The organism is Sphingomonas piscis (assembly GCF_011300455.1).
GTDB classification, from domain to species: domain Bacteria; phylum Pseudomonadota; class Alphaproteobacteria; order Sphingomonadales; family Sphingomonadaceae; genus Sphingomicrobium; species Sphingomicrobium piscis.
Genome location: NZ_CP049869.1, coordinates 974,790 through 995,987 on the forward strand (window position 1 = coordinate 974,790; position 21,198 = coordinate 995,987).

Here is a 21,198-nt window from a genome sequence, read left to right on the forward strand (position 1 = left end):
GCATGGCGAAGATCGTCATCCTTGCCGGCGACGGCATCGGTCCCGAAGTTGCGCGTGAGGCGGAAGCCTGCCTGCGCCTGATCTCGGGCGCGCGCGGGCTCGGGCTTACTTTCGAGGACCACCTGTTCGGTGGCGCCGCAATCGATGCGTCAGGCGATCCGTTTCCGGAAGAAACGCAGCGTGCGTGCGAGAACAGCGACGCCATCCTGCTCGGCGCCGTCGGTGGACCCAAGTGGGACGGCGGCTCGGTTCGCCCCGAAGCCGGCCTGCTCAAGATGCGCGGCACGCTCGGCCTGTTCGCCAACCTGCGTCCGGCGCGCACCTATGCTGGCCTGGAAAGTTTCAGCCCGCTTCGCGCAGACATCGTCAAAGGCGCGGATATGCTGGTGGTGCGTGAACTCACCGGCGGCCTGTATTTCGGGGACAAGGTTGAGGGCACGGAAGAAGCCTCCGACCTCTGCACCTACTCGCGCGGCGAAGTCGAACGGATCGCCCGCGTCGCCTTCGAAGCGGCCCGCAAGCGGCGCAAGAAGGTCACCTCGGTCGACAAGGCCAACGTCCTCGCCACCTCGCGCCTCTGGCGACGCGTGGTGACGGAGGTTGCGACCCAATATCCCGATGTCGAGCTGGAACATGCGCTGGTGGACTCCACTGCCATGGCGCTCATCACCCATCCCACGCGCTTCGACGTGATTCTAACTGAGAATCTCTTCGGCGACATCCTCTCCGACGAAATGTCGGTAATCGGCGGCTCCATTGGCCTGCTCGCGTCGGCCAGTACCGGCACCACGGGCACTGCCGTGTTCGAGCCCATCCACGGCTCCGCGCCTGACATCGCCGGGCAAGACTTCGCCAACCCCGCCGGCGCGATCGCTAGCGCGGCAATGCTGCTCGACCATCTTGGTCACTCGGCGGAAGCCCGCATCCTTGAGGCCGCTGTCGAACAGGCGATAGCCGGCGGCTTCCGCACCCGCGACCTCGGTGGTGGAACCCGCTGCAGCGAGTTCGGTGAGCAGGTTCGCTTGTCTGTCGACGCGCAGCTGACCGCCAATCAGCCGAAGCTGGCCAGCGCATGACCCAGCGCCCCCGCACCCTCTACGAGAAGATCTGGGATGCGCACGTCGTCGAGCGCCGCGACGACGGCACCTGCTTGATCTACATCGACCGCCACCTGGTTCACGAGGTCACCTCGCCGCAGGCGTTCGAAGGTCTGCGCATGGCCGGCCGTAAGGTGCGCCGCCCCGACCTGACGCTCGCCGTTGCCGACCATAACCTGCCGACGACCGCGCGTGTCGACACGGAGGGCAATCGCCTTCCCATCGCCGACCCGGCGAGCGCCGAGCAGCTTCGCACGCTGGAGGCCAACGTCGCCGAGTTCGGCGTCCCGTACATCGACGCCATCGCCGCCGAGCAGGGCATCGTCCACGTCGTCGGCCCGGAGCAGGGCTTCACCCTTCCCGGCACCACCGTCGTCTGCGGCGACAGCCACACCGCCGCGCATGGCGCGATGGGCGCGCTGGCGTTCGGCATCGGCACCAGCGAGGTCGAGCATGTGCTCGCCACGCAAACGCTTCAGCTCGCGCCCTCCAAGACGATGGAGATTCGCGTCGAAGGCGAGCTCGGCTTCGGCGTCAGCCCCAAAGACGTGATCCTTGCGGTGATCGGCCGCATCGGGGCGGCGGGCGGCACCGGCTATGTACTCGAGTTTCGCGGAAGCACCTTTGAAGCGATGAGCATCGAGGGCCGCCTGACCGTCGCCAACATGGCGATCGAGGCCGGTGCCCGCTCCGGCCTGTTCGCCCCGGACGAAAAGACCTTTGCCTATCTCAAGGGTCGCCCCATGGCGCCCACGGGCGAAGCCTGGGACAGCCAAGTCGCCTATTGGCGCACATTGCCGACCGACGACGGTGCGCGCTTCGACGCCAGCGTCGTCATGAACGCCCGCGACATCGCGCCGACCGTCACCTGGGGCACCAGCCCCGAAGATGTGGCGCCGATCACCGGCAGCGTTCCCGCCCCGGAAAGCTTCGCCGACCGTTCCAAGCAGGAAGCCGCCGCCAAGTCGCTCGCCTACATGGGCCTGTCTTCCGGCCAGGCGCTTCAGGACGTCGCCATCCAGCACGTCTTCATCGGCAGCTGCACCAACAGCCGTATCGAGGACCTTCGCGCTGCAGCCGCGGTTGTGCGCGGCCGCAAGGTTGCCGACGGCATCAAGCAGGCGCTGATCGTTCCCGGCTCCGGTTTGGTGAAGCGGCTCGCCGAAGCTGAGGGCCTGGACCGAGTCTTCACCGACGCAGGCTTCGAATGGCGCGAGCCCGGCTGCTCCATGTGCCTCGCCATGAACCCGGACAAGGTGCCGGCGGGCGAGCATTGCGCCTCCACCTCCAACCGTAATTTCGTCGGCCGCCAGGGGCCCGGATCGCGCACTCATCTCGTCTCACCTGCGATGGCCGCCGCTGCCGCCGTGACCGGCCGCCTCACCGACGTCCGCGACCTGATGCGGGGCAACGCTGGGGAGATGGCCGCATGACCCCCGTGGAGCGGATCACCGGTCGCGCCATTCCGCTTGGCCGCAAGAACGTCGACACCGACGTCATCATCGGCGCGCGGCACCTCAAGACCATCGTTCGCGCCGGCCTCGGCCAGCACGCCTTCGAGACCATCCGCAGCGAGCCCGGCAACGTGTTCGACGACGAGCGTTTCGCGGATGCCCCTATCCTCATCGCCGGCGACAACTTCGGCTGCGGCTCGAGCCGCGAGCATGCCGCCTGGGCGATCCGCGACCTCGGCATTCAGGCGGTGATCGCGCCCAGCTTCTCGGACATCTTTTCCGGCAACGCGTTCAAGAACGGGATCGTCCCCGTAGTGCTGCCACAGGCGGCCATTGACCATCTGCTGGAGGTCGCGCAGGAACATGAACTGACCGTCGATCTCGACACGATGTCGGTCACTTCGCCGCTGCAGGACCGGTACGAGTTTCAGATGGACCCCTTCCGGCGTGAATGCCTGATGGGCGGTCTCGATGAAATCGCCCTGACGCTGGCCAGCGAAGCGGCGATCCGCGCTTATGAAGTGAGAGTGGGAATATGACTGCGACGACCCGCCCGCCCGAGGCCCAAGGCCTCTACGACCCTCGCAACGAACATGACGCTTGCGGCGTCGGTTTCATTGCGAACATCGGCGGCGAGAAATCGCACGACATTGTCCGCGACGGGCTGCAGATTCTGGTCAACCTCGACCATCGCGGCGCCGTCGGCGCGGACCCGCTGATTGGTGATGGCGCCGGCTGCCTCATCCAGCTTCCCGACGCGCTGATCCGCGACTGGGCCAACCAGAACGCAATCGCCCTTCCGCCCGAGGGACAGTACGGCGTCGCCATGTGCTTCCTTCCGCAGGACGAGGAAGCCCGCAACGTCGCCACCTCGCAACTGGAGCGCTTCGTCCAGAGCGAAGGCCAGATCTTCCTCGGCTGGCGCGACGTGCCGGTCGATCCGGCCGGCATGAGCCCGACGATCGTCGCCGCAATGCCGCGGATTGCGCAAGCGATCATTGCGCAGGGACCGCGCATCAGGGACCAGGACGCGTTCGAGCGGAAGCTGCTGGTCATCCGCAAGCAGACGCTGAACCCGCTTCAGGACCTCGCCAAGCGCAAGGAACTGCCGGGGATCGCCGACTTCTATATCGCCAGCATCTCCAGCCGGACGATCGTCTACAAGGGCCTGCTGCTCGCGACCCAGGTCGGCACCTTCTACAAGGATTTGTCCAACCCGCTGACCGTGTCGGCGCTGGCGCTCGTCCACCAGCGTTTCTCAACCAACACCTTCCCGTCATGGAAGCTGGCGCACCCGTTCCGCTTCATCGCCCATAATGGCGAAATCAACACGGTGCGCGGCAACGTGAACTGGATGAATGCGCGCCGCCGCACGATGGAGTCGCCGCTGCTCGGCGCCGACCTCGACAAGATGTGGCCGCTGATCCCGCACGGCCAGTCGGACACGGCCAGCCTCGACAATGCGCTCGAGCTGCTGCTGGCTGGCGGCTATTCGCTTGCGCACGCCGTCATGCTGCTGGTGCCCGAAGCCTGGGCCGGCAACAACCAGATGGATCCGCAGCGCCGCGCCTTTTACGAGTACTACGCCGCGCTGATGGAGCCGTGGGATGGCCCCGCCGCCATTGCCTTCACTGACGGCCGCCAGATTGGCGCGACCCTGGACCGCAACGGGCTTCGTCCGTCGCGCTTCACCGTCACCGACGACAACCGTATCATCATGGCGTCCGAGAGCGGCGTGCTTCCGATCCCGGAAGAGAAGATCGTCCGCAAGTGGCGGCTCCAACCCGGCAAGATGCTGCTGGTCGACCTGGAGGAAGGCCGCATCGTCGAGGATGCGGAGATTAAGTCGCGCCTCGCCAATGCGGAGCCGTACGGCGACTGGCTGCGCGAGACGCAGTATCACTTGAAAGACCTCAAGATCCCCGAGGGCCACGTCAACGTGAAGCCGCTTGAGGACGTCACGCGGCTTCGCAAGGCATTCGGCTATGGCGAGGAGGATCTTAAGCTGTTCCTCCAGCCGATGGCCAAGGACGGCGACGATCCGATCGGCTCCATGGGCACCGATACGCCGATTGCGGTGCTGTCCGAGCGGCCCAAGCTCCTGTTCGACTATTTCAAGCAAAACTTCGCGCAGGTCACCAATCCGGCGATCGACCCGATCCGCGAAGCGATGGTGATGAGCCTCGTGTCGATGATCGGCCCGCGCCCCAACCTGCTCGGCCAGCATGCGGGCACGCACAAGCGCCTAGAAGTGTCGCAGCCGATCCTCACCAATGAAGATCTGGAAAAGATCCGCGGCATCCATGAAGCCGTGGACGGGGCCTTCCGCACCGCGACGCTGGACGCGACCTGGCCGGCGGGCGGCAACGGCAGCGCGCTGGAAGCCGCACTTCAGCGTCTGTGCTGGGAAGCGACCGAAGCGGTGCTGGCCGACATCAACGTCCTGGTCCTGTCCGACCGGGCCGCAAGCGCCGATCGGGTGCCGATCCCGGCCGCGCTGGCGACCGGCGCCGTCCACCACCACCTGATCCGCCAGGGGCTGCGCATGCAGACCGGCCTCGTCGTCGAGACCGGCGAAGCGCGTGAGGTCCACCATTTCTGCGTCCTCGCTGGCTTCGGCGCAGAGGCGATCAACCCCTATCTCGCGCTTGAGACCCTGACAGAGCTCGGCATCGGTGAAGTCGGCCAGGAGAAATATATAAAGGCGGTCGGCAAGGGCATCCTGAAGGTGATGTCCAAGATGGGCATCTCGACCTACCAGTCATATTGCGGCGCGCAGATTTTCGATGCGATCGGCCTGTCCTCCAAGTTCGTCGACAAATATTTCACCGGCACCGCGACCAAGATCGAGGGCGTGGGGATCGAGGAAGTCGCCCAGGAGGCCGCGGCGCGCCACGAGCGTGCCTATGCACCCGACGCAAGCACGGCGCTGGAGCATAACGGCGTCTACGCCTTCCGCACCAAGGGCGAGGCGCATGCCTGGACCCCGACCAACATCGCCGACTTGCAGCATGCGGTGCGCGGCAATCTGCCGAACAAGTATCGCTCCTTCGCCGCGGAAGTGAACGACCAGAGCCGGCGTTTGTTGACGATCCGTGGCCTTCTGAGCTTCAAGCCGCTCGGCCCCGAAGTGCCGCTCGACGAAGTCGAACCGGCCACCGAGTTGGTGAAGCGCTTCGCCACCGGTGCGATGAGCTTCGGCTCCATCAGCCGCGAGGCGCACACGACGCTCGCAATCGCCATGAACCGCATCGGCGGCCGCTCGAACACCGGCGAGGGCGGCGAGGAGCCGGACCGCTTCAAGCCGCTACCGAACGGCGACAGCATGCGGTCCAAGATCAAGCAGGTCGCGTCGGGCCGCTTCGGCGTCACGACCGAATATCTGGTCAACGCCGACGACATCCAGATCAAGGTCGCGCAGGGTGCCAAGCCCGGCGAAGGCGGCCAGCTGCCCGGCCACAAGGTCGACCGCAACATCGCGGCCGTGCGTCACTCGACGCCGGGCGTCGGCCTGATCTCGCCACCGCCGCACCACGACATCTATTCGATCGAGGATCTGGCACAGCTGATCTTCGACCTGAAGAACGTCAACGCGGCCGCGCGCATCTCGGTCAAGCTGGTATCGGAAATCGGCGTCGGCACCGTGGCGGCGGGCGTCGCCAAGGCGATGGCGGACCATATCACCATTTCCGGCTTCGAAGGCGGCACCGGCGCATCGCCGCTGACCTCGCTGACGCACGCCGGCCTGCCTTGGGAAGTCGGCCTTGCCGAGACCCAGCAGACCTTGGTGCTCAACGGCCTCAGAAGCCGCGTGTCGGTTCAGGCCGACGGCGGCCTCCGCACCGGCCGCGACGTAGCGATCGCCGCCATCCTCGGTGCCGACGAGTTCGGCTTCGCCACCGCGCCGCTGATCGCCGCCGGCTGCATCATGATGCGCAAGTGCCATCTCAACACCTGCCCCGTCGGCGTCGCGACCCAGGATCCGGTGCTGCGCGCCCGCTTCGTCGGTCAGCCCGAGCATGTGATCAATTACTTCTTCTTCGTTGCGGAAGAGCTCCGCGAGATCATGGCGAAGCTCGGCGTCCGCAAGCTGGAGGAGATGATCGGCCGCACCGACCTGGTCGAAACAACCGGCGTCGTGAACCATTGGAAGGCGCGCGGGCTCGACCTGTCCAAGCTGCTTCACCGTGTCGAGGTCGACGACTGGAAGGCACATTTCAACAGCGAGTATCAGACCCACAACCTGACGGACATCTTCGACCAGGACCTGATCCGCTCGGCAGCTCCGGCTCTCGAAAGCGGGCAGGCCGTCCGCATCGAGCGCAACATCCGCAACGTCAACCGTTCAGTCGGCGCCATGCTGTCGGGCGAAGTGGCCAAGCGTTACGGCCATGCAGGTCTTCCCGCCAATACCATCCATGCGGTGCTGAAGGGCACCGTCGGTCAGAGCTTCGGCGCTTTCCTTGCGAAGGGTGTCACGCTCGACCTCACCGGCGATGCCAACGACTATGTCGGCAAGGGACTGTCCGGCGGCCGCATCATCGTGCGCCAGCCGCCGGAAGCCACCCGCAACGCCGGCGAGAACATCATCGTCGGAAACACCGTGCTGTATGGGGCGATCACCGGCGAGGCTTACTTCAACGGGGTAGCGGGCGAGCGTTTCGCGGTCCGTAACTCGGGCGCGATCGCCGTCGTCGAAGGTACCGGCGACCATGGCTGCGAATATATGACCGGCGGGCTGGTCGCGATCCTTGGCCCGGTCGGCCGCAACTTCGCGGCTGGCATGTCGGGCGGCATTGCCTACGTCTACGATCCGGACGGCAAGCTGGAGGGGCAGTGCAATAATGCCTCCGTCGACTTGGAGCCACTCCGTGCGGTCCCGGGTGCCGGCGAAGCACCGTCCGCACCGGCGCTCAGCGAGGCCGACTTGACCCTCGGCAACCCGCTGTCGTGGGACATGGACCGCCTGCACGGCCTGCTGTCGCGCCACGCCGAGGCGACCGGCAGCGCCAGGGCTCGCGAGATCCTCGACCAATGGCCGCAGTCCGCTGCCGCCTTCGTCAAGGTCACGCCCACCGAATATCGCAAAGCGCTGCAGCTGTACGGCGCCCCCGACGACACCCAGGCCGTTGCGGCCGCCTGAGCTTATAGGGACAAGAAGACAATGGGTGACCCCACAGGCTTCCTGAAGGTTGAACGCCAGGACCGGACCTACCGGCCCGCGCAGGAACGCGTCACGCACTACAAGGAATTCGTGATCGACCGCGATCCGGAGACCTCGCGCAAGCAGGCGTCGCGCTGCATGGACTGCGGCATTCCCTTTTGCCACAGCGGCTGTCCGGTCAACAATCTGATCCCGGACTGGAACGACCTCGTCTACAAGGACGATTGGAAGACCGCGATCGACCGCCTCCATGAGACCAACAATTTCCCGGAGTTCACCGGCCGCATCTGCCCCGCGCCGTGCGAGGCGAGCTGCACGCTCAACCTCCAGGACACACCGGTCACCATCAAGTCGATCGAATGCGAGATCGCCGACCGAGCGTTCGATGAGGGCTGGGTCAAGCCGAAGATGGCGCCGCGCGGCACCGGCAAGCGCATTGCCATCGTCGGCTCCGGCCCGGCCGGTATGGCCTGTGCGCAGCAGCTCGCGCGTCATGGCCACAACCCGACGGTGTTCGAGAAGAACGACCGAATCGGCGGCCTGCTTCGCTACGGCATCCCCGACTTCAAGATGGAAAAGCATCTGATCGACCGCCGCGTCGCGCAGATGGAAGCCGAGGGCGTGATCTTCCGCACCGGGGTCAACGTCGGCGTCGACATCCCAGTGCAGCGGCTGATGGACGATTACGACATCCTCATCCTCGCCGGCGGGGCCGAAAAGCCGCGCGACCTGAAAGTGCCGGGCCGCGAGCTCGAAGGCACCTATTTCGCGATGGAGTTCCTGACCCAGCAGAACAAGCGCAACGCCGGCGATCCGGAAGAAAAAGCCGCTGGCAATCGCACCATCTCGGCCAAGGGCAAGCATGTGGTCGTCATCGGCGGCGGCGATACCGGCTCCGACTGCATCGGCACCTCGCATCGCCACGGCGCGGCGTCGGTCACCCAGCTGGAGATCATGCCGGAGCCGCCGCTAAAGGAGCAGAAGCTGCTCACCTGGCCGCACTGGCCGATGAAGCTCCGCACCTCCTCCAGCCAAGAAGAAGGCGCCGACCGCGAATTCGCCATCGTCACCAAGGAACTGATTGGCGAGAACGGCCACGTTACAGCCCTCGTGTGCGAGCGCAACGGCGAGCGGGTCGAATTGAAGGCTGACCTCGTCCTGCTGGCCATGGGTTTCACCGGACCGTGCATCCCCGGCGCCGTCGAGCAGGCGGGCGTCGACCTCACGGAACGCGGCAATGTCGATGCGGCTTTCGGCGAATTCCGCACCTCCAACCCGCGCATTTTCGCGTGCGGCGACATGCGCCGTGGACAGTCGCTTGTGGTCTGGGCGATCCGCGAAGGCCGCGACTGTGCTCGCTCGGTGCACGCGCAGCTATCCGCAGTCGCGCGGCAGGCGGCGTAATCTCAGCAAAACGGGGGCAATCATGAACCAACTCACCCCCGAACGCCGCCCTGGCAGCATCGGCCAGAACCCGGACGTCCGCTATCTGGGACGCCTGCTCGGGGACGTCATCCGCGACCAGTGCGGCGCCGCGATGTTCGAACGGATCGAGCATATTCGGTCCGCATCCGTCGACCGCCACCGGGGCGTCGAGGTCGCGGACCAGGGGCTCGACGATCTCAGCCTCGACCAGACGCTGACCTTCGTCCGCAGCTTCATGCTCTTCTCCATGCTCGCCAACTTGGCCGAGGACCGGCAGGGGGTGGCCAGGGAAGCCGGTGCGACCGTCTCGGAAGCGCTGGAGATCTTGCAAGAGCAAGGCATCGGTTCCGACGCCATCCTCGACCTTCTCAAGAAGTCCCTGATCGTTCCGGTGATGACGGCCCACCCGACGGAGGTGCGGCGCAAGTCGATGCTCGACCACCGCAACCGCATCGCGGCGCTGATGCTAGAGCGTGACGCCGGCCGCGAAGAGAACGAGGACGGCGACCTGGTCGAGCAGGCGATCGTCCGCCAGATCGCGCTGCTTTGGCAGACTCGCCCGCTACGCCGCGAGCGGCTCTACGTCGCAGACGAGGTCGAGACCGCCCTCTCCTACTTCCGCGATGTGTTCGTTCCGGTGCTGCCGATGCTCTACTCGCGGTGGGAGCGGGTGCTCGGCCACCGCCCGCCCGGCTTCCTTCGCCTCGGCAGCTGGATCGGCGGCGACCGCGACGGCAATCCATTCGTCACTGCGGGGTCGCTGGAACTGGCGTTAGGTCGGGGCTGTCAGGCCATCCTCGACCATTATCTGGACGAGGTTCATGCACTCGGGGCCGAGTTCTCCGTGTCCAGCGAGCTGGCCGAGGTCTCGCCCGGGCTGCAGGCGCTCGCCGATTCCGCCGGGGACAGCGGCCGCGCCCGATCCGACGAGCCGTACCGCCGCGCGATAACGGGTATCTACGCGCGGCTGTCGGCGACCTACCGCAGACTCGTCGGCAAGGATCCCGTGCGGACCGAACGTGTTCGGGGGAGGCCTACGTCGATGCCGCAGAGTTTCGGGCCGACCTCAAGACGATCGCGCATTCCCTTGCTCCTGGCGGCGAAGGGGCAATGGCTGGCACGGGCGCGCTCGGCCGCCTGATCCGCTCGGTCGAGATCTTCGGCTTCCACCTCTTCACCCTCGACCTTCGGCAGAACGCCGACGTTCACGAGCGCGTCGTTGCCGAACTGCTGGCCCAGGGTGGAGTCGAATCGGATTATCTTGCGCTTGGCGAAGAGGACCGCGTCCGCGTGCTCCGGCAGGAACTCGCCAGCCCCCGCCTTCTGGTCAACGCCTTCGTCGACTACAGTGAGGAAACGCAGAGCGAACTCGCCATCGTTCGCGCCGCGGCGGAAGCGCACCGCAAGTACGGACCGACATGCATCACCACGTACATTGTTTCGAAGAACGACAGCGTCTCGGACCTGCTGGAGGTCAACCTGCTGCTGAAGCAGGCCGGCCTCTGGTCGCCCGGCCCGCCGCCCAAGGCCGCGATCATGGCCGTGCCCCTGTTCGAAACCATCGAGGATCTCGTCGCGGCACCGGGCGTCATGACGGATTGGCTCGCGCTTTCTGAAGTGGCCGGCGCAACGCGAGCGCGCGGCTATCAGGAAGTTATGCTCGGCTATTCTGACAGCAACAAGGACGGCGGCTACCTGACCTCGGTGTGGAGCCTCCACCAGGCCAGCCGTGCATTGTGCGACGTTTTTGCGAAAGCGGACGCGCACATGCAACTGTTCCACGGCCGCGGCGGCGCGGTAGGCCGCGGCGGCGGCTCCAGCTTCTCCGCCATTCGCGCCCAGCCCAAGGGAACGGTGCAGGGCCGCATCCGCATCACGGAACAGGGCGAAGTCATCGCCGCCAAATATGGCACTCGCGAAAGCGCCGCCGCCAATTTGGAATCCATCGCCTCCGCCACCCTGCTCGCCAGTCTTGAGCAGCGTTCCGACCGACGCCGCGAGCGCTTCTACGGCGAAATGGCGAAGATATCGGATGTGGCGCGCGCCACTTACCGCGGCCTGGTCTATGAGACGCCCGGCTTCGTCGAATTCTTCCGGTCGATGACTCCGATCGCCGAGATCGCGGAACTGAAGATCGGCTCCCGTCCCGCCAGCCGCACCAAGTCGACAGCCATCGAGGACCTTCGCGCCATTCCCTGGGTGTTCAGTTGGGCCCAGGCCCGCGTCATGCTGCCAGGCTGGTTCGGCGCAGGCCACGCGCTTGCGCAGGCCGACGAGGCCTTGCTCAAGGAATATTACGAAGCCTGGCCATTTTTCCGAACGTCGGTCGACAATCTGGAAATGGTGCTCGCCAAGTCGGACATGGACATTGCCGCCGCTTATTCGGAGCTGGTGCCCGACCCTGACCTGCGCACCGCTTTGTTCACCCGCATTCGGGATGGATGGTCGATCACACGCGATGCGATCCTGAAGATCACGGACCAGAATTGGCTGCTGGAGAAGAACCCGGCGCTCGACGCCTCCGTCCGGCTCCGCCTTCCGTATGTCGAGCCGCTGAACCGTCTACAGGTCGAGCTTCTGAAGCGTCACCGCGCCGGAGAGAGCGATCCCCGAATCAGAGAGGGAATCCACCTCTCCATCAATGCGATCGCGACCGCGCTTCGTAACTCAGGCTGATTCGCGCAAACGGGATCCCAAAACGGCTTCGCCTTGGAGCGTTGCTGCTGCGCTGCAACAGAGCGGAACCTCGTAACACACGTGAAATATTGACGCCGCGTTGTGCGGCGCAACATGCCTATGCACTATGCCCCTGGGTTTCAGTGCCGGAGCCCTGCTGCCGGCGCCGGGATCCCAAACGATTTCTCACATGGGGGTCCAATGCCAACCAAGATTATCACCGCTGCACTGCTCGCTTCGGCAGCGCTTTTTGCCAGCCCCGCGCTGGCGCAGGACACGGCCGATCAGCCAGCCACGGTCGCTCAGCCCGCTCCGGCGGAAGAATCCTCCAGCCCATTCACCATCAATGGCGGCGCAACGCTCGTTTCGGATTATCGCTTCCGTGGTATTTCGCAGACCGACAAGCGCGCTGCTGTCCAGGGCTCGCTCACAGTCGGCCATGAATCGGGCTTCTACGCCACGATCTGGGGCTCCTCGATCGACGAATATGTCGCCGCCGCATCGGATCAGGAAATCGACTTCATCGTCGGCTACAAGAAGACGTTCGGCTCGACGACAGTCGATGGCGGCGTGCTCTATTACTACTATCCGGGCGCCGAGCAGATCTTCCCCGGCTACGACAGCGACTTCTTCGAACCGTACATCTCCGTCGCCCAGAGCTTCGGCGCGGTGACGGCGAAGGTCAGTGCCGCCTATGCACCCAAGCAGAATGCGCTCAGCATCGGTTCGGGCAAGGAAGACAATTTCTACCTCGCCGGCGACCTCTCCGGTGCCGTTCCCGGCGTTCCGCTCACCCTGTCAGCCCACCTCGGCCATAGCTTTGGTCCGAGCTACCTGACCATCGGCAAGGGCTACACCGACTGGAACGTCGGCGCTGCTTACACGTGGAAGGCGCTGACCTTCGGCGTCAGCTACGTCGACACCAACAAGTCGCTCTACTCGCCGATCAGCGGTCGCAACATCTCCAAGGGCGGGGTCGTCGCCTCGGTCGGAGTGGCGTTCTGATCATTCAGCAACAGGGGGAGAAACCCGCATGAAAATGATCGTTGCAGTGATCAAGCCATTCAAGCTGGAAGAGGTGCGCGATGCGCTCGCCTCCGCTGGCGTGCAGGGCATGACGGTCACGGAATCGAGCGGTTTCGGTCGCCAGAAGGGCCATACCGAAATCTACCGCGGCGCCGAGTACCACACCAGCTTCGTGCCGAAGCTGCGACTGGAAGTCGTCGTTTCGGACGGTGAAGCCGCAAGTGTCGTCGAAACCATCCAGAACGCCGCCCGCACGGGCGCGATCGGCGACGGCAAGATCTTCGTCATCGACGTCGCCCAGGCGGTTCGCATCCGCACCGGCGATGCCGACGATGACGCGCTTTGAGGAGGGGGAAGAATGACACTCTCTAGATTGATCCGCGGTGGAGCGGTGGCCGCAGGTGCCGCCGCGTTCGCCGCCATGCCCGCCTGGGCGCAGGACGCGGCAGCCGCCGCTCCTGCCGCTGCGGCTCCGTTCACGCCCACGGCAGAAATGGTCAACAAGGGCGACGTCGCCTGGATGCTCGTTGCATCGGCATTTGTGCTGATGATGTCGGTCCCGGCGCTGGCCTTGTTCTACGGCGGCCTTGTCCGCACCAAGAACATGCTTTCGGTGCTGATGCAGGTGCTGACGATTGTCTGCGTCGCGTCGCTGGTATGGTTCTCGTGGGGCTATTCGATGGCCTTCACCTCCACCGGCACGCCCTTCCCAAGCGTTGTCGGTGGCTTCGACAAGGCGTTCCTCGCGGGCGTCGATCCGACGACCTTGGCGGCTACTTTCTCGAACGGCGTCTATCTTCCGGAATATGTATTCATCATCTTCCAGATGACGTTCGCCTGCATCACGCCGGCCCTCATCGTCGGTGCCTTTGCGGAGCGCGTGAAGTTCGTCCCGCTGATCATCTTCACGGTGGCGTGGCTGACCTTGGCCTATTTCCCGATCGCGCACATGGTCTGGTACTGGGCTGGCCCGGACTTCCTGCCGTCCGCTCCGACCGACTATGGTTACCTGTGGGGCAAGGGTGCGCTCGATTATGCGGGCGGAACCGTGGTTCACATCAACGCGGGCATTGCTGGCCTTGTCGGCTGCATCATCATCGGTCCCCGCATCGGGTTCAAGTCGGAGCCGATGCCACCACACTCCCTGGTTATGACCATGATCGGTGCGTCCCTGCTGTGGATCGGCTGGTTCGGCTTCAACGCCGGCTCGGGGCTCGAAGCCAACGCCTTTGCGGGCCTGGCCTTCATCAACACCTTCGTCGCTACCGCAGCCGCGGGTGTGACCTGGGCATTGATCGAGGGCGTACTGCACAAGAAGGCATCGCTGCTTGGCGGCGTGTCGGGCGTGGTCGCCGGTCTGGTTGCCATCACTCCGGCGGCGGGCTTCGCTCATCCGGGCACGGCAATCATCCTCGGCGCAGTCGCGTCGGCGGTCTGCTTCGTGTTCGTGACCACGGTGAAGAACAAGCTGAACTATGACGACTCGCTCGACGTGTTCGGCATTCACGCAGTCGGCGGCATCGTCGGCGCGATCGGCACTGGCATTGTCGCCAACCCGGCCTTCGGTGGCCAAGGCTGGATCGACTATACCGCACCGGTCGCCAAGGCCGGCGAGTTCGACCAGGCGGGTCAGCTGATTGCCCAATTGTGGGCGGTCGGAACCACCGTCATCTGGACTGGTGTCGTTTCGGCGGTGCTGTTCCTGGCGCTGAAATATACCATCGGGCTCCGCCCCACTGCCGAAGTCGAACGCGAAGGCCTCGACCTCAACGAGCATGGGGAACGCGCCTACAACTACTAAGCGACCACACGAGGAAGGGGAGGCAGCGATGCCTCCCCTTTTTCACAAAGGAAAACGGAAGATGGACGAACAACGCGCCCGCATCGTCATTGCTGACCATCTTGCGCTGCCCGTCGCATCCATCAGCGACGACGCGGATTTTCTGGCGCTCGGCGCCGACAGCCTCGACATGGTTTCTCTGACCATGCGGCTCGAAGAAGAGTTCAACACCCACATTCCCGACGACGGGGTGGAAGACTGCCGCACGGTGGGTCAGGCGATCGCCATGCTCCGGACCAGTCTCGCGGCGCCTGCCTGAACGGCTGTCACGCATGAGTCTCTCGATCGTCCTCATGCCGCAACCGACTCTGCCGATAAGGGGGTGAAGGAGTTCATGCGATGAGCGACGACGACTTCCGATACTTTCAGCGGCGCGAACGTCAGGAGCGCATTGCGGCTAAGGCTGCTCCGACCCTCGGCGCTCGCCGCGCGCACCAGGAAATGGCGCTTCGTTACTCCGTGCTCCTGATGTGGGGCGATCCGGCACAGCTCGCCGCTTAGATGCGGCGGATAGCCGAAAGCAGGTAGGAACGGGCCGCCACCCGAAGCGCTGGACCGATGAGGTGTTCTCATGGTCCGTCTGAAGCCGCTTTCCGAACAAACGATCGTCATTACCGGTGCCAGCAGTGGCATCGGCCTCGCTACCGCCGAGGAAGCGGTGGCGCGCGGCGCCCGCGTGCTACTCGCCGCCCGCAACCGCGACGCGCTGGAGCAACTCGCCGCCGACCTGTCCGCCGGCGGCGGAGAGGTGGCGATCTGCGTTGCCGACGTCTCCCGGGAGGAAGACATTACCCGGATCGTCGCCACGGCCGTTGAACGGTTCGGCGGATTCGACAGCTGGGTCAACGATGCAGCTGCTGCCACTTATGGATCGATCGAGCAGGTGCCGATCGAGGATCAGCGCCACATCTTCGACGTTAATTACCACGGCCTGCTGATGGGCTCGCTTGCCGCTGTTCGGCACCTTCGCGCGCACGGCGGCGGAGCGATCGTCAACATGGGCTCGGTGCTGAGTGACCGAGCCATGATCTACCAAGGCCCCTACTCCGCCTCCAAGGCTGCAGTGCAGGCTGCAACTGACGCGCTGCGCATGGAGGTGGAGCGCGCGGGCGATCCCATCTCGATCACCCTCATCAAGCCTGCGTCGATCAACACGCCCTACCCGGAACATGCCCGCAACTATATGGACACGGCTCCGCGTCTGCCGCCGCCGCTCTACGATCCCGCTCTCGTCGCGGACGCAATCCTGTTCGCGTGCGAAACCCCGCGCCGCCAGCTTTACGTCGGCGGTGGCGGCTACCTGATCTCGCTCGCGGGTCGGGTCGCCCCGCGTCTGACCGACAAGGCGATGCAGCTGATGGGCGTGGAGGTGCAGCAGACCGAGACCGATCCGGGTGACCCCGCCCAGCGCGACAACCTGACCGAACCTAAAAAAGACGGTGACGTTCACGGCAACCAGGACGTGTTCGTCCGGCAAACCAGCCTTCTTCTCCAAGCGCAGAAGCAGCCGCTCCTTGTTCCCTTCGTCGCAGCAGCGGCCGCAGTCGAACTTTCGCGGGGCGCACGGAGCATCTTCAGGTGGAATCGGGAGAGTGACGATGAATGACGAGCGCATCCTTGAGTTCGAACGCGACCTTTGGGTTGGTGCCGGCGACGTGTACCGGGAGCGCGTGTCACCCGACGTCGTCATGGTGATACCAGCCGAGCCATTCCTCCTAAGAGGCGGACAAGCGATCGATGCGGTGGAACGCACACCGCGGTGGGAGGATGTGGAGATTTCCGACCTCAGCGTGGATCGTGCGCAAGAAGGCTTGATCGTCATCGGTTATCGCGCCGACGCTAGCCGCGGTGAGGAGCGGTTCACCGCTTACTGCACAAGCACATATCAGCGTATCGGCGATCACCAGTGGCACGTCATTCAGCATCAGCAGACGGTGCCCGCCGCAACCTGATTAGTTTCCCTGCGCACCTTTGGCTCCAAACCTTCTGCTGGTAGTAGGATGTGCGGCGGTGTTTTGGGGGTAGAGCATGAGCTGGGGGCGGCGAGCTAGGTTCGTGGCAGTTGCAGGGGCTCTGGCGGGAGCCATTGCTTTCGCTTGTGCGGGCGGAAATGACGCCCCGACCTGGAGCCTCGCTAAGGCGGAGTACGACCGCTACGGCAATAGCGCGGTGCTGGTTCCGGGAAACGACACCCGAACCAATTTGCTGCTTTTGCTTGCTGATGGCGGACAGCCGTTGACGTTGTCGCAAACGGACGACGGTCAAGCGCCCTTTTTCAGCTGGGCGGACCTTCGCGACGGGGTCTCGCCGCCCGGTGAATATGCCAACGAGAGCGCCGGGCCGAGCCGGTGCCAATCCAACACGCAGGGCACGGAGGATTTCGTCGCGGCTGTGCGGGGCGCAAAGGGTCTGGCTCCCGGCGAGGCCACGGCGCTAATTGCGGCGCGGCAAGCATTCACGCCGCACTGTGCCGAGAAGATCGCCGGCCCGGGCTTTCCCCCGGTCAGGAGCGTAATGGGCCGGGAGTTTGCAGCCTATCTCGACGCAGCCGAGAATTTCTACGGCGGCGATTTCGACGCGGCCACTCACGGCTTCGCAAGCCTGACGAGCGCAACCGATCCGTGGGTGCGGGAAACGGCGACCTACATGGTGCCGCGCACGGCCATCAACAAAGCGGTGATTGCCGGGATCGACGAATATGGCTGGATGGAGCCGGACAAGGTCGACGGGGCGGCGGCTCGTGCGGCGGGTGCCGGGTTCCGATCCTACCTGCAAACCTATCCCCGCGGCCGCTATGCGGAGTCGGCGCGCGGGCTGATGCGGCGCGTGCATTGGCTGAGCGGCGACAAGGCTGCGCTGGGGCAGGAGCTTGGGTTCCTGCTAGGGCGGACTGCCGACCCTGATGAACGCATCGAGGTTATTCAGGAAACCGACAACCGCCTGTTCGAGGGCGGCGCAGGAACGCCGTCCGATCCCTTGCTTCTGGCCGTCGCCGATCTCCAGCGGATGCGGATCGGCGGGCCCATCTCGCAGGCTGAGCTGGAACGGCAGCGGCCCTTCTTCGCTGGGCACGAGGCGCTGTTCGACTATCTTCGCGCGGCACGTGCCCTGTTCGTCCGCAACGCGCCGCGCGACGTGCTGCAGATTATCCCGGATCGCGCCAAGCAGCCGCGCTTCTCAACGGTTCAGTTCAGCCGCCAAATGCTTCGCGGGTTTGCGCTTGCGGCGCTGAAGGACCGCAACACTCGGGGGTTCCTGCTCGACCTCTTGCCCGGTGCAAAGGGCATGTACCAGCGTGACGCGGTGGAGCTGGCGCTGGCGATGAACGATGAGCGGACCGGCAATCTGGCTTCAGTATTTGCGCCTGGCTCGGCGGTGCGCAACGCGTCTGTGCGCGAAATCCTGCTCAGCCGGACGGCGGGACCTGACCTGCTCCGCCGGCAAGCGACAACGGCGCCCACCATTCGAGAGAAGCAGGCGGCGCTTTACGTCCTGCTCGCCAAGGAGCTTGGCCGCGGCATGTACGCAGACTGGCTCAGGGACGTGCAGCGCGTTCCAGCGGGGGCCACTACGGAAGGATATTATCAGGCGCCCGAACTCGGCGCCGGCTACGACGCAACAGCCGTGCCCTTGGGCATGTTCGTGAGGCCAGCCTCCCTTGGAGAATATGGCTGCGCCCCGCTGATCCAGACTGTCGGCGCGCTGGCGCAGCGGCCGAGCAGTTCCCGCGATCGGCTCTGCCTCGCGGAGTTCATGCGGGAGCAGGGCTTCGACTGGTGGGAGTATGACCGGCCGCTGGAGCCGGGCAGCCTCGCTGGAACCAAAAGCCTTTTCCCCGGCCAGCCATATTCACGGCTGGAGGTGTACAAGGCCGTGATGAACGATCCTGCCGCGAGCGCCGACGACAAGGCATTCGCCCTGTACCGGGCGGTGCGCTGCTACGCGCCAAGCGGGTCGAACAGCTGCGGCGGGACCGAGGTGTCGGTGGCGACTCGCAAGGCGTGGCACGACCGATTGAAAGCCAGCTATCCTCAATCCACGTGGGCCAAAAGCCTCCGCTATTACTGGTGAGGCGGCGGCTCGCGGTTCTGGCGCTGGCGCTGCTGGCGGCGGCATGCGGCGACCGCTTCCCAGGCCGGGTCGATGCGCGAGATCACGAAGCCTTCTGGCTTTGGGCGGGGGTAGCGCCGCAGCCGGTGTTGGCGAAGGCAACGACACTATACATCCTCGACGGTGAAGTGCGGACCGGCGCCGGGCCAGCCTATGTCTCGCTTAGGTCGCAGGCACCTCGGCTGACTCGACCAGAGGTGTGGATGGTGGTGCGCACCGACGACCTTCGCTGGCGCGAAGAAAGTTATGCGGCCATGCTCACGCGGCTCGAGCAGTGGCGCGCCTCCAATCGCCTTGCCGGACTCCAGATCGACTTCGACGCGCGAACCCGTCACCTCGGTGATTACGCGCTCTTCCTCTCCGACCTGCGAAGGCGCTTGCCGCCAGGCTTGAAGCTCTCGATCACCGGCCTGCTCGATTGGAGCGCGAACGGCGAGCCGCGCGCGTTGGAGCAGCTTGGCGGGACGGTCGACGACATCGTGCTGCAAACCTATCAGAGCCGGACCACCATCCGCGGCTACGAAGATTATGTCCGTAAGCTCGATGGTCTGCGCGTGCCGTTCAAAATCGGGCTGGTGCAGGGCGGGGAGTGGCGCGAGCCAGCCCGCCTGCGCCGCAACCCGAAATTCCACGGCTACGTCGTCTTCCTGCTCAATCCGCGCTGACTCGCACACCGTGAAGCTCGCGGGCGCCGCGGTGAATGGTGAAGCGGTCGGTCTTGCCGTCCTCCGGATGGAAGACGATCCGCATGCGATTGTCCTCGGTCCGGAACTCGGTCTCCGAAACAGCGCGCAGCGGCATTGGCGCTTGACCCTCCGCCTGCATGATGAGGTCGCCATCCGCTGCAACAGACACCGTAACCGGCAGGGTCTCGGTACGGTAACGGCCGACGTAGGTCCGCAACACCGCGGCGGGAGCCTTCACCGGAGCCACGGCCGGCAGGTCGCCAATACGCGGGTGAAGGCGCGGTCGCGCCGACGACGCATTGTTCATCTGGATCGACAGCGCGCCGTCGGCACCGCGAATGAATTGTACCCAGTTCAGGCTGCTAGAGGCCGAGAAAAAGCGGTCGTTGCCGGCGGCCAGGACGCGCACTTCATCGTCGCCAACTGCGACGAAATAATCGTCTTTGCGGCGCAGAAATCGCACCTCCTGCCCGCCGGAGCCATAGCGCCCCAGCAGCGGTGCAATCGTTCCCGCATCGACCGGCACTTCGGTGAAAGCTGGAAAAGGTGAGCCAAGCGCCGCTGCGGCAATGCGGCGCATGACATCGCTGGAATCGGTCGGAAGACCATTGGCATTGGCGAACACGGCGACGAACAGCTTGTCGTCGGGTAGGTAGGCGCTCGCGGTGTCGATCCCCCGGCCCGACCCGCCATGCTCGATCATCGGCTTGTCCAGCAATCGGCGAAGATGAAGACCGAAGCCATAAGGGAATGTCTTGCCGCTGTTGAGCGTCGCCGGCCTGATCATCTCCGCGTACAGGTCGGGACGGACGACCTTGCCGCTGTGGAGCGCGTTAGCCCACTTGGCCATGTCACCCACATTGCCGACCAGCGCACCCGCCGCGCCTGCAATGCTCATGTCGATGCCCTCCACCGGCTGGCCTCCGCTGCCGGACGGCACATAGCGTGCGGCGGTATCGGCGCCGACAGCGTAGCGGATTGAGGATAGCCCAAGCGGTCGCGAGATGCGCTCCTGCACCGCATCGTACCATGGCTTGCCGGTCAGCTTTTCGACGATGGCACCAAGGACGGCGTAGCCGCCGTTGTTATACTCCCAAGCTTCACCGGGTGCGGTCTTGGCCGGCAGGCTTTTGCTAAGCGCCAGCAGTTCGTCGGTGGTCCACCGCCGCCCGAGTTCTTGCCGATGAAACCCGGCACCTTGCTGTAGTCTGGCAACCCCGATGTGTGGTTCAGAAGCTGGCGAATGCTCGCACGGGCGCCGGGCTGCGGCCAGCCTGGGAAGACGCTCGATAGCGGATCGTCGAGGCCGATCTTTCCCTCTGCCACCAACTGCAGGACCACGGCCGCGGTGAATTGCTTCGCAATCGAACCGAGCTCGAAGACGGTCTCGGGCGTGATTGGCTGCTGTCGCCGCACGTCCGCAAGGCCCCGGCCACCGACATAGATGAGCCTGCCGTCGCGAGTGACGACCGCGGCAGCCCCGGGACCCGTTTGCGCGTAAGCCGCGGCCAGGATCGAGTCCGCATTAAACTTCATGTTTCGAGGGGTCTGTGTTGCCGCACCGCTGTGAATAGCAGACGCCCCGAGTCCGGCGAGAACGATCGATAGAGCGATACGACTGTCGGCCATGTGCCTGGATCCCTTGAAGCGTGACGAGCTTCGGGTCTGGCGCATGGGCGGGTGAGCGGCATGAGCAAAGGTTGAGCCTTTGCTGAAATCG

General features: G+C 65.0%; 16 protein-coding genes and 1 pseudogene. 15 read left to right on the plus strand and 2 right to left on the minus strand.

All coding sequences use genetic code 11. The annotated features are described in order from the left end of the window. Nucleotides 1-2: 2 nt before the first annotated feature. From leuB to G7077_RS04875, 15 genes and pseudogenes are all read left to right on the plus strand, one after another. The gene (gene leuB / locus G7077_RS04805; RefSeq protein ID WP_166410716.1) at nucleotides 3-1,076 is read left to right on the plus strand and encodes a 3-isopropylmalate dehydrogenase; all 1,074 of its coding nucleotides are present in this window, start codon (nucleotides 3-5) and stop codon (nucleotides 1,074-1,076) included. Beyond that, nucleotides 1,073-2,530, plus strand: a complete 1,458-nt coding sequence (gene leuC, locus G7077_RS04810) for a 3-isopropylmalate dehydratase large subunit (RefSeq protein WP_166410717.1) — start codon at nucleotides 1,073-1,075, stop codon at nucleotides 2,528-2,530. Before leuB ends, leuC begins: the two co-directional genes overlap by 4 nt. Beyond that, entirely contained in the window at nucleotides 2,527-3,090 is a 564-nt protein-coding gene (gene leuD / locus G7077_RS04815) for a 3-isopropylmalate dehydratase small subunit (RefSeq protein WP_166410718.1), read from the plus strand. Before leuC ends, leuD begins: the two co-directional genes overlap by 4 nt. Next, nucleotides 3,087-7,694 (plus strand): glutamate synthase large subunit, encoded by a 4,608-nt coding sequence (gene gltB, locus G7077_RS04820; protein WP_166410719.1) that lies wholly within the window; start codon nucleotides 3,087-3,089, stop codon nucleotides 7,692-7,694. Before leuD ends, gltB begins: the two co-directional genes overlap by 4 nt. A 21-nt stretch (nucleotides 7,695-7,715) precedes the next feature. After that, nucleotides 7,716-9,119, plus strand: coding sequence for a glutamate synthase subunit beta (locus G7077_RS04825; protein ID WP_166410720.1), 1,404 nt, complete (start codon nucleotides 7,716-7,718; stop codon nucleotides 9,117-9,119). 22 nt (nucleotides 9,120-9,141) lie between these two features. Next, nucleotides 9,142-11,816: pseudogene (gene ppc, locus G7077_RS04830) on the plus strand (phosphoenolpyruvate carboxylase). Between the two features lie 201 nt (nucleotides 11,817-12,017). Then, nucleotides 12,018-12,821 carry a TorF family putative porin gene (locus G7077_RS04835; RefSeq protein ID WP_166410721.1) on the plus strand — a complete coding sequence of 268 codons (804 nt, stop codon included), beginning with the start codon at nucleotides 12,018-12,020 and terminating at the stop codon, nucleotides 12,819-12,821. 28 nt (nucleotides 12,822-12,849) lie between these two features. Continuing rightward, nucleotides 12,850-13,188, plus strand: a complete 339-nt coding sequence (locus tag G7077_RS04840; protein WP_166410722.1) for a P-II family nitrogen regulator — start codon at nucleotides 12,850-12,852, stop codon at nucleotides 13,186-13,188. A gap of 12 nt (nucleotides 13,189-13,200) precedes the next feature. After that, nucleotides 13,201-14,643, plus strand: coding sequence for an ammonium transporter (locus G7077_RS04845; protein ID WP_166410723.1), 1,443 nt, complete (start codon nucleotides 13,201-13,203; stop codon nucleotides 14,641-14,643). Between the two features lie 61 nt (nucleotides 14,644-14,704). After that, nucleotides 14,705-14,941 carry an acyl carrier protein gene (locus G7077_RS04850; protein WP_166410724.1) on the plus strand — a complete coding sequence of 79 codons (237 nt, stop codon included), beginning with the start codon at nucleotides 14,705-14,707 and terminating at the stop codon, nucleotides 14,939-14,941. An 80-nt stretch (nucleotides 14,942-15,021) separates the two neighbouring features. Beyond that, nucleotides 15,022-15,183: a hypothetical protein gene (locus G7077_RS04855; protein ID WP_166410725.1), complete on the plus strand. Its 162-nt coding sequence runs from the start codon at nucleotides 15,022-15,024 to the stop codon at nucleotides 15,181-15,183. A 70-nt stretch (nucleotides 15,184-15,253) separates the two neighbouring features. Then, the gene (locus G7077_RS04860; RefSeq protein WP_166410726.1) at nucleotides 15,254-16,288 is read left to right on the plus strand and encodes an SDR family oxidoreductase; all 1,035 of its coding nucleotides are present in this window, start codon (nucleotides 15,254-15,256) and stop codon (nucleotides 16,286-16,288) included. After that, a complete protein-coding gene (locus tag G7077_RS04865; protein ID WP_166410727.1) occupies nucleotides 16,281-16,634 on the plus strand; it encodes a DUF4440 domain-containing protein in 354 nt (117 codons plus the stop codon). Before G7077_RS04860 ends, G7077_RS04865 begins: the two co-directional genes overlap by 8 nt. 76 nt (nucleotides 16,635-16,710) lie before the next feature. Then, a complete protein-coding gene (locus tag G7077_RS04870) occupies nucleotides 16,711-18,753 on the plus strand; it encodes a PA5441 family protein (RefSeq protein ID WP_206367695.1) in 2,043 nt (680 codons plus the stop codon). Continuing rightward, nucleotides 18,750-19,457 (plus strand): DUF3142 domain-containing protein, encoded by a 708-nt coding sequence (locus G7077_RS04875; RefSeq protein ID WP_166410729.1) that lies wholly within the window; start codon nucleotides 18,750-18,752, stop codon nucleotides 19,455-19,457. Before G7077_RS04870 ends, G7077_RS04875 begins: the two co-directional genes overlap by 4 nt. Here G7077_RS04875 and G7077_RS04880 read toward each other — a convergent pair. Next, entirely contained in the window at nucleotides 19,444-20,625 is a 1,182-nt protein-coding gene (locus G7077_RS04880; protein ID WP_343040028.1) for a serine hydrolase domain-containing protein, read from the minus strand. The two genes, G7077_RS04875 and G7077_RS04880, sit on opposite strands and share 14 nt — an antisense overlap. Beyond that, nucleotides 20,520-21,107 (minus strand): serine hydrolase domain-containing protein, encoded by a 588-nt coding sequence (locus G7077_RS14265; RefSeq protein WP_166410731.1) that lies wholly within the window; start codon nucleotides 21,105-21,107, stop codon nucleotides 20,520-20,522. The genes G7077_RS04880 and G7077_RS14265 overlap by 106 nt, the downstream gene beginning before the upstream one ends. Nucleotides 21,108-21,198 lie beyond the last annotated feature (91 nt).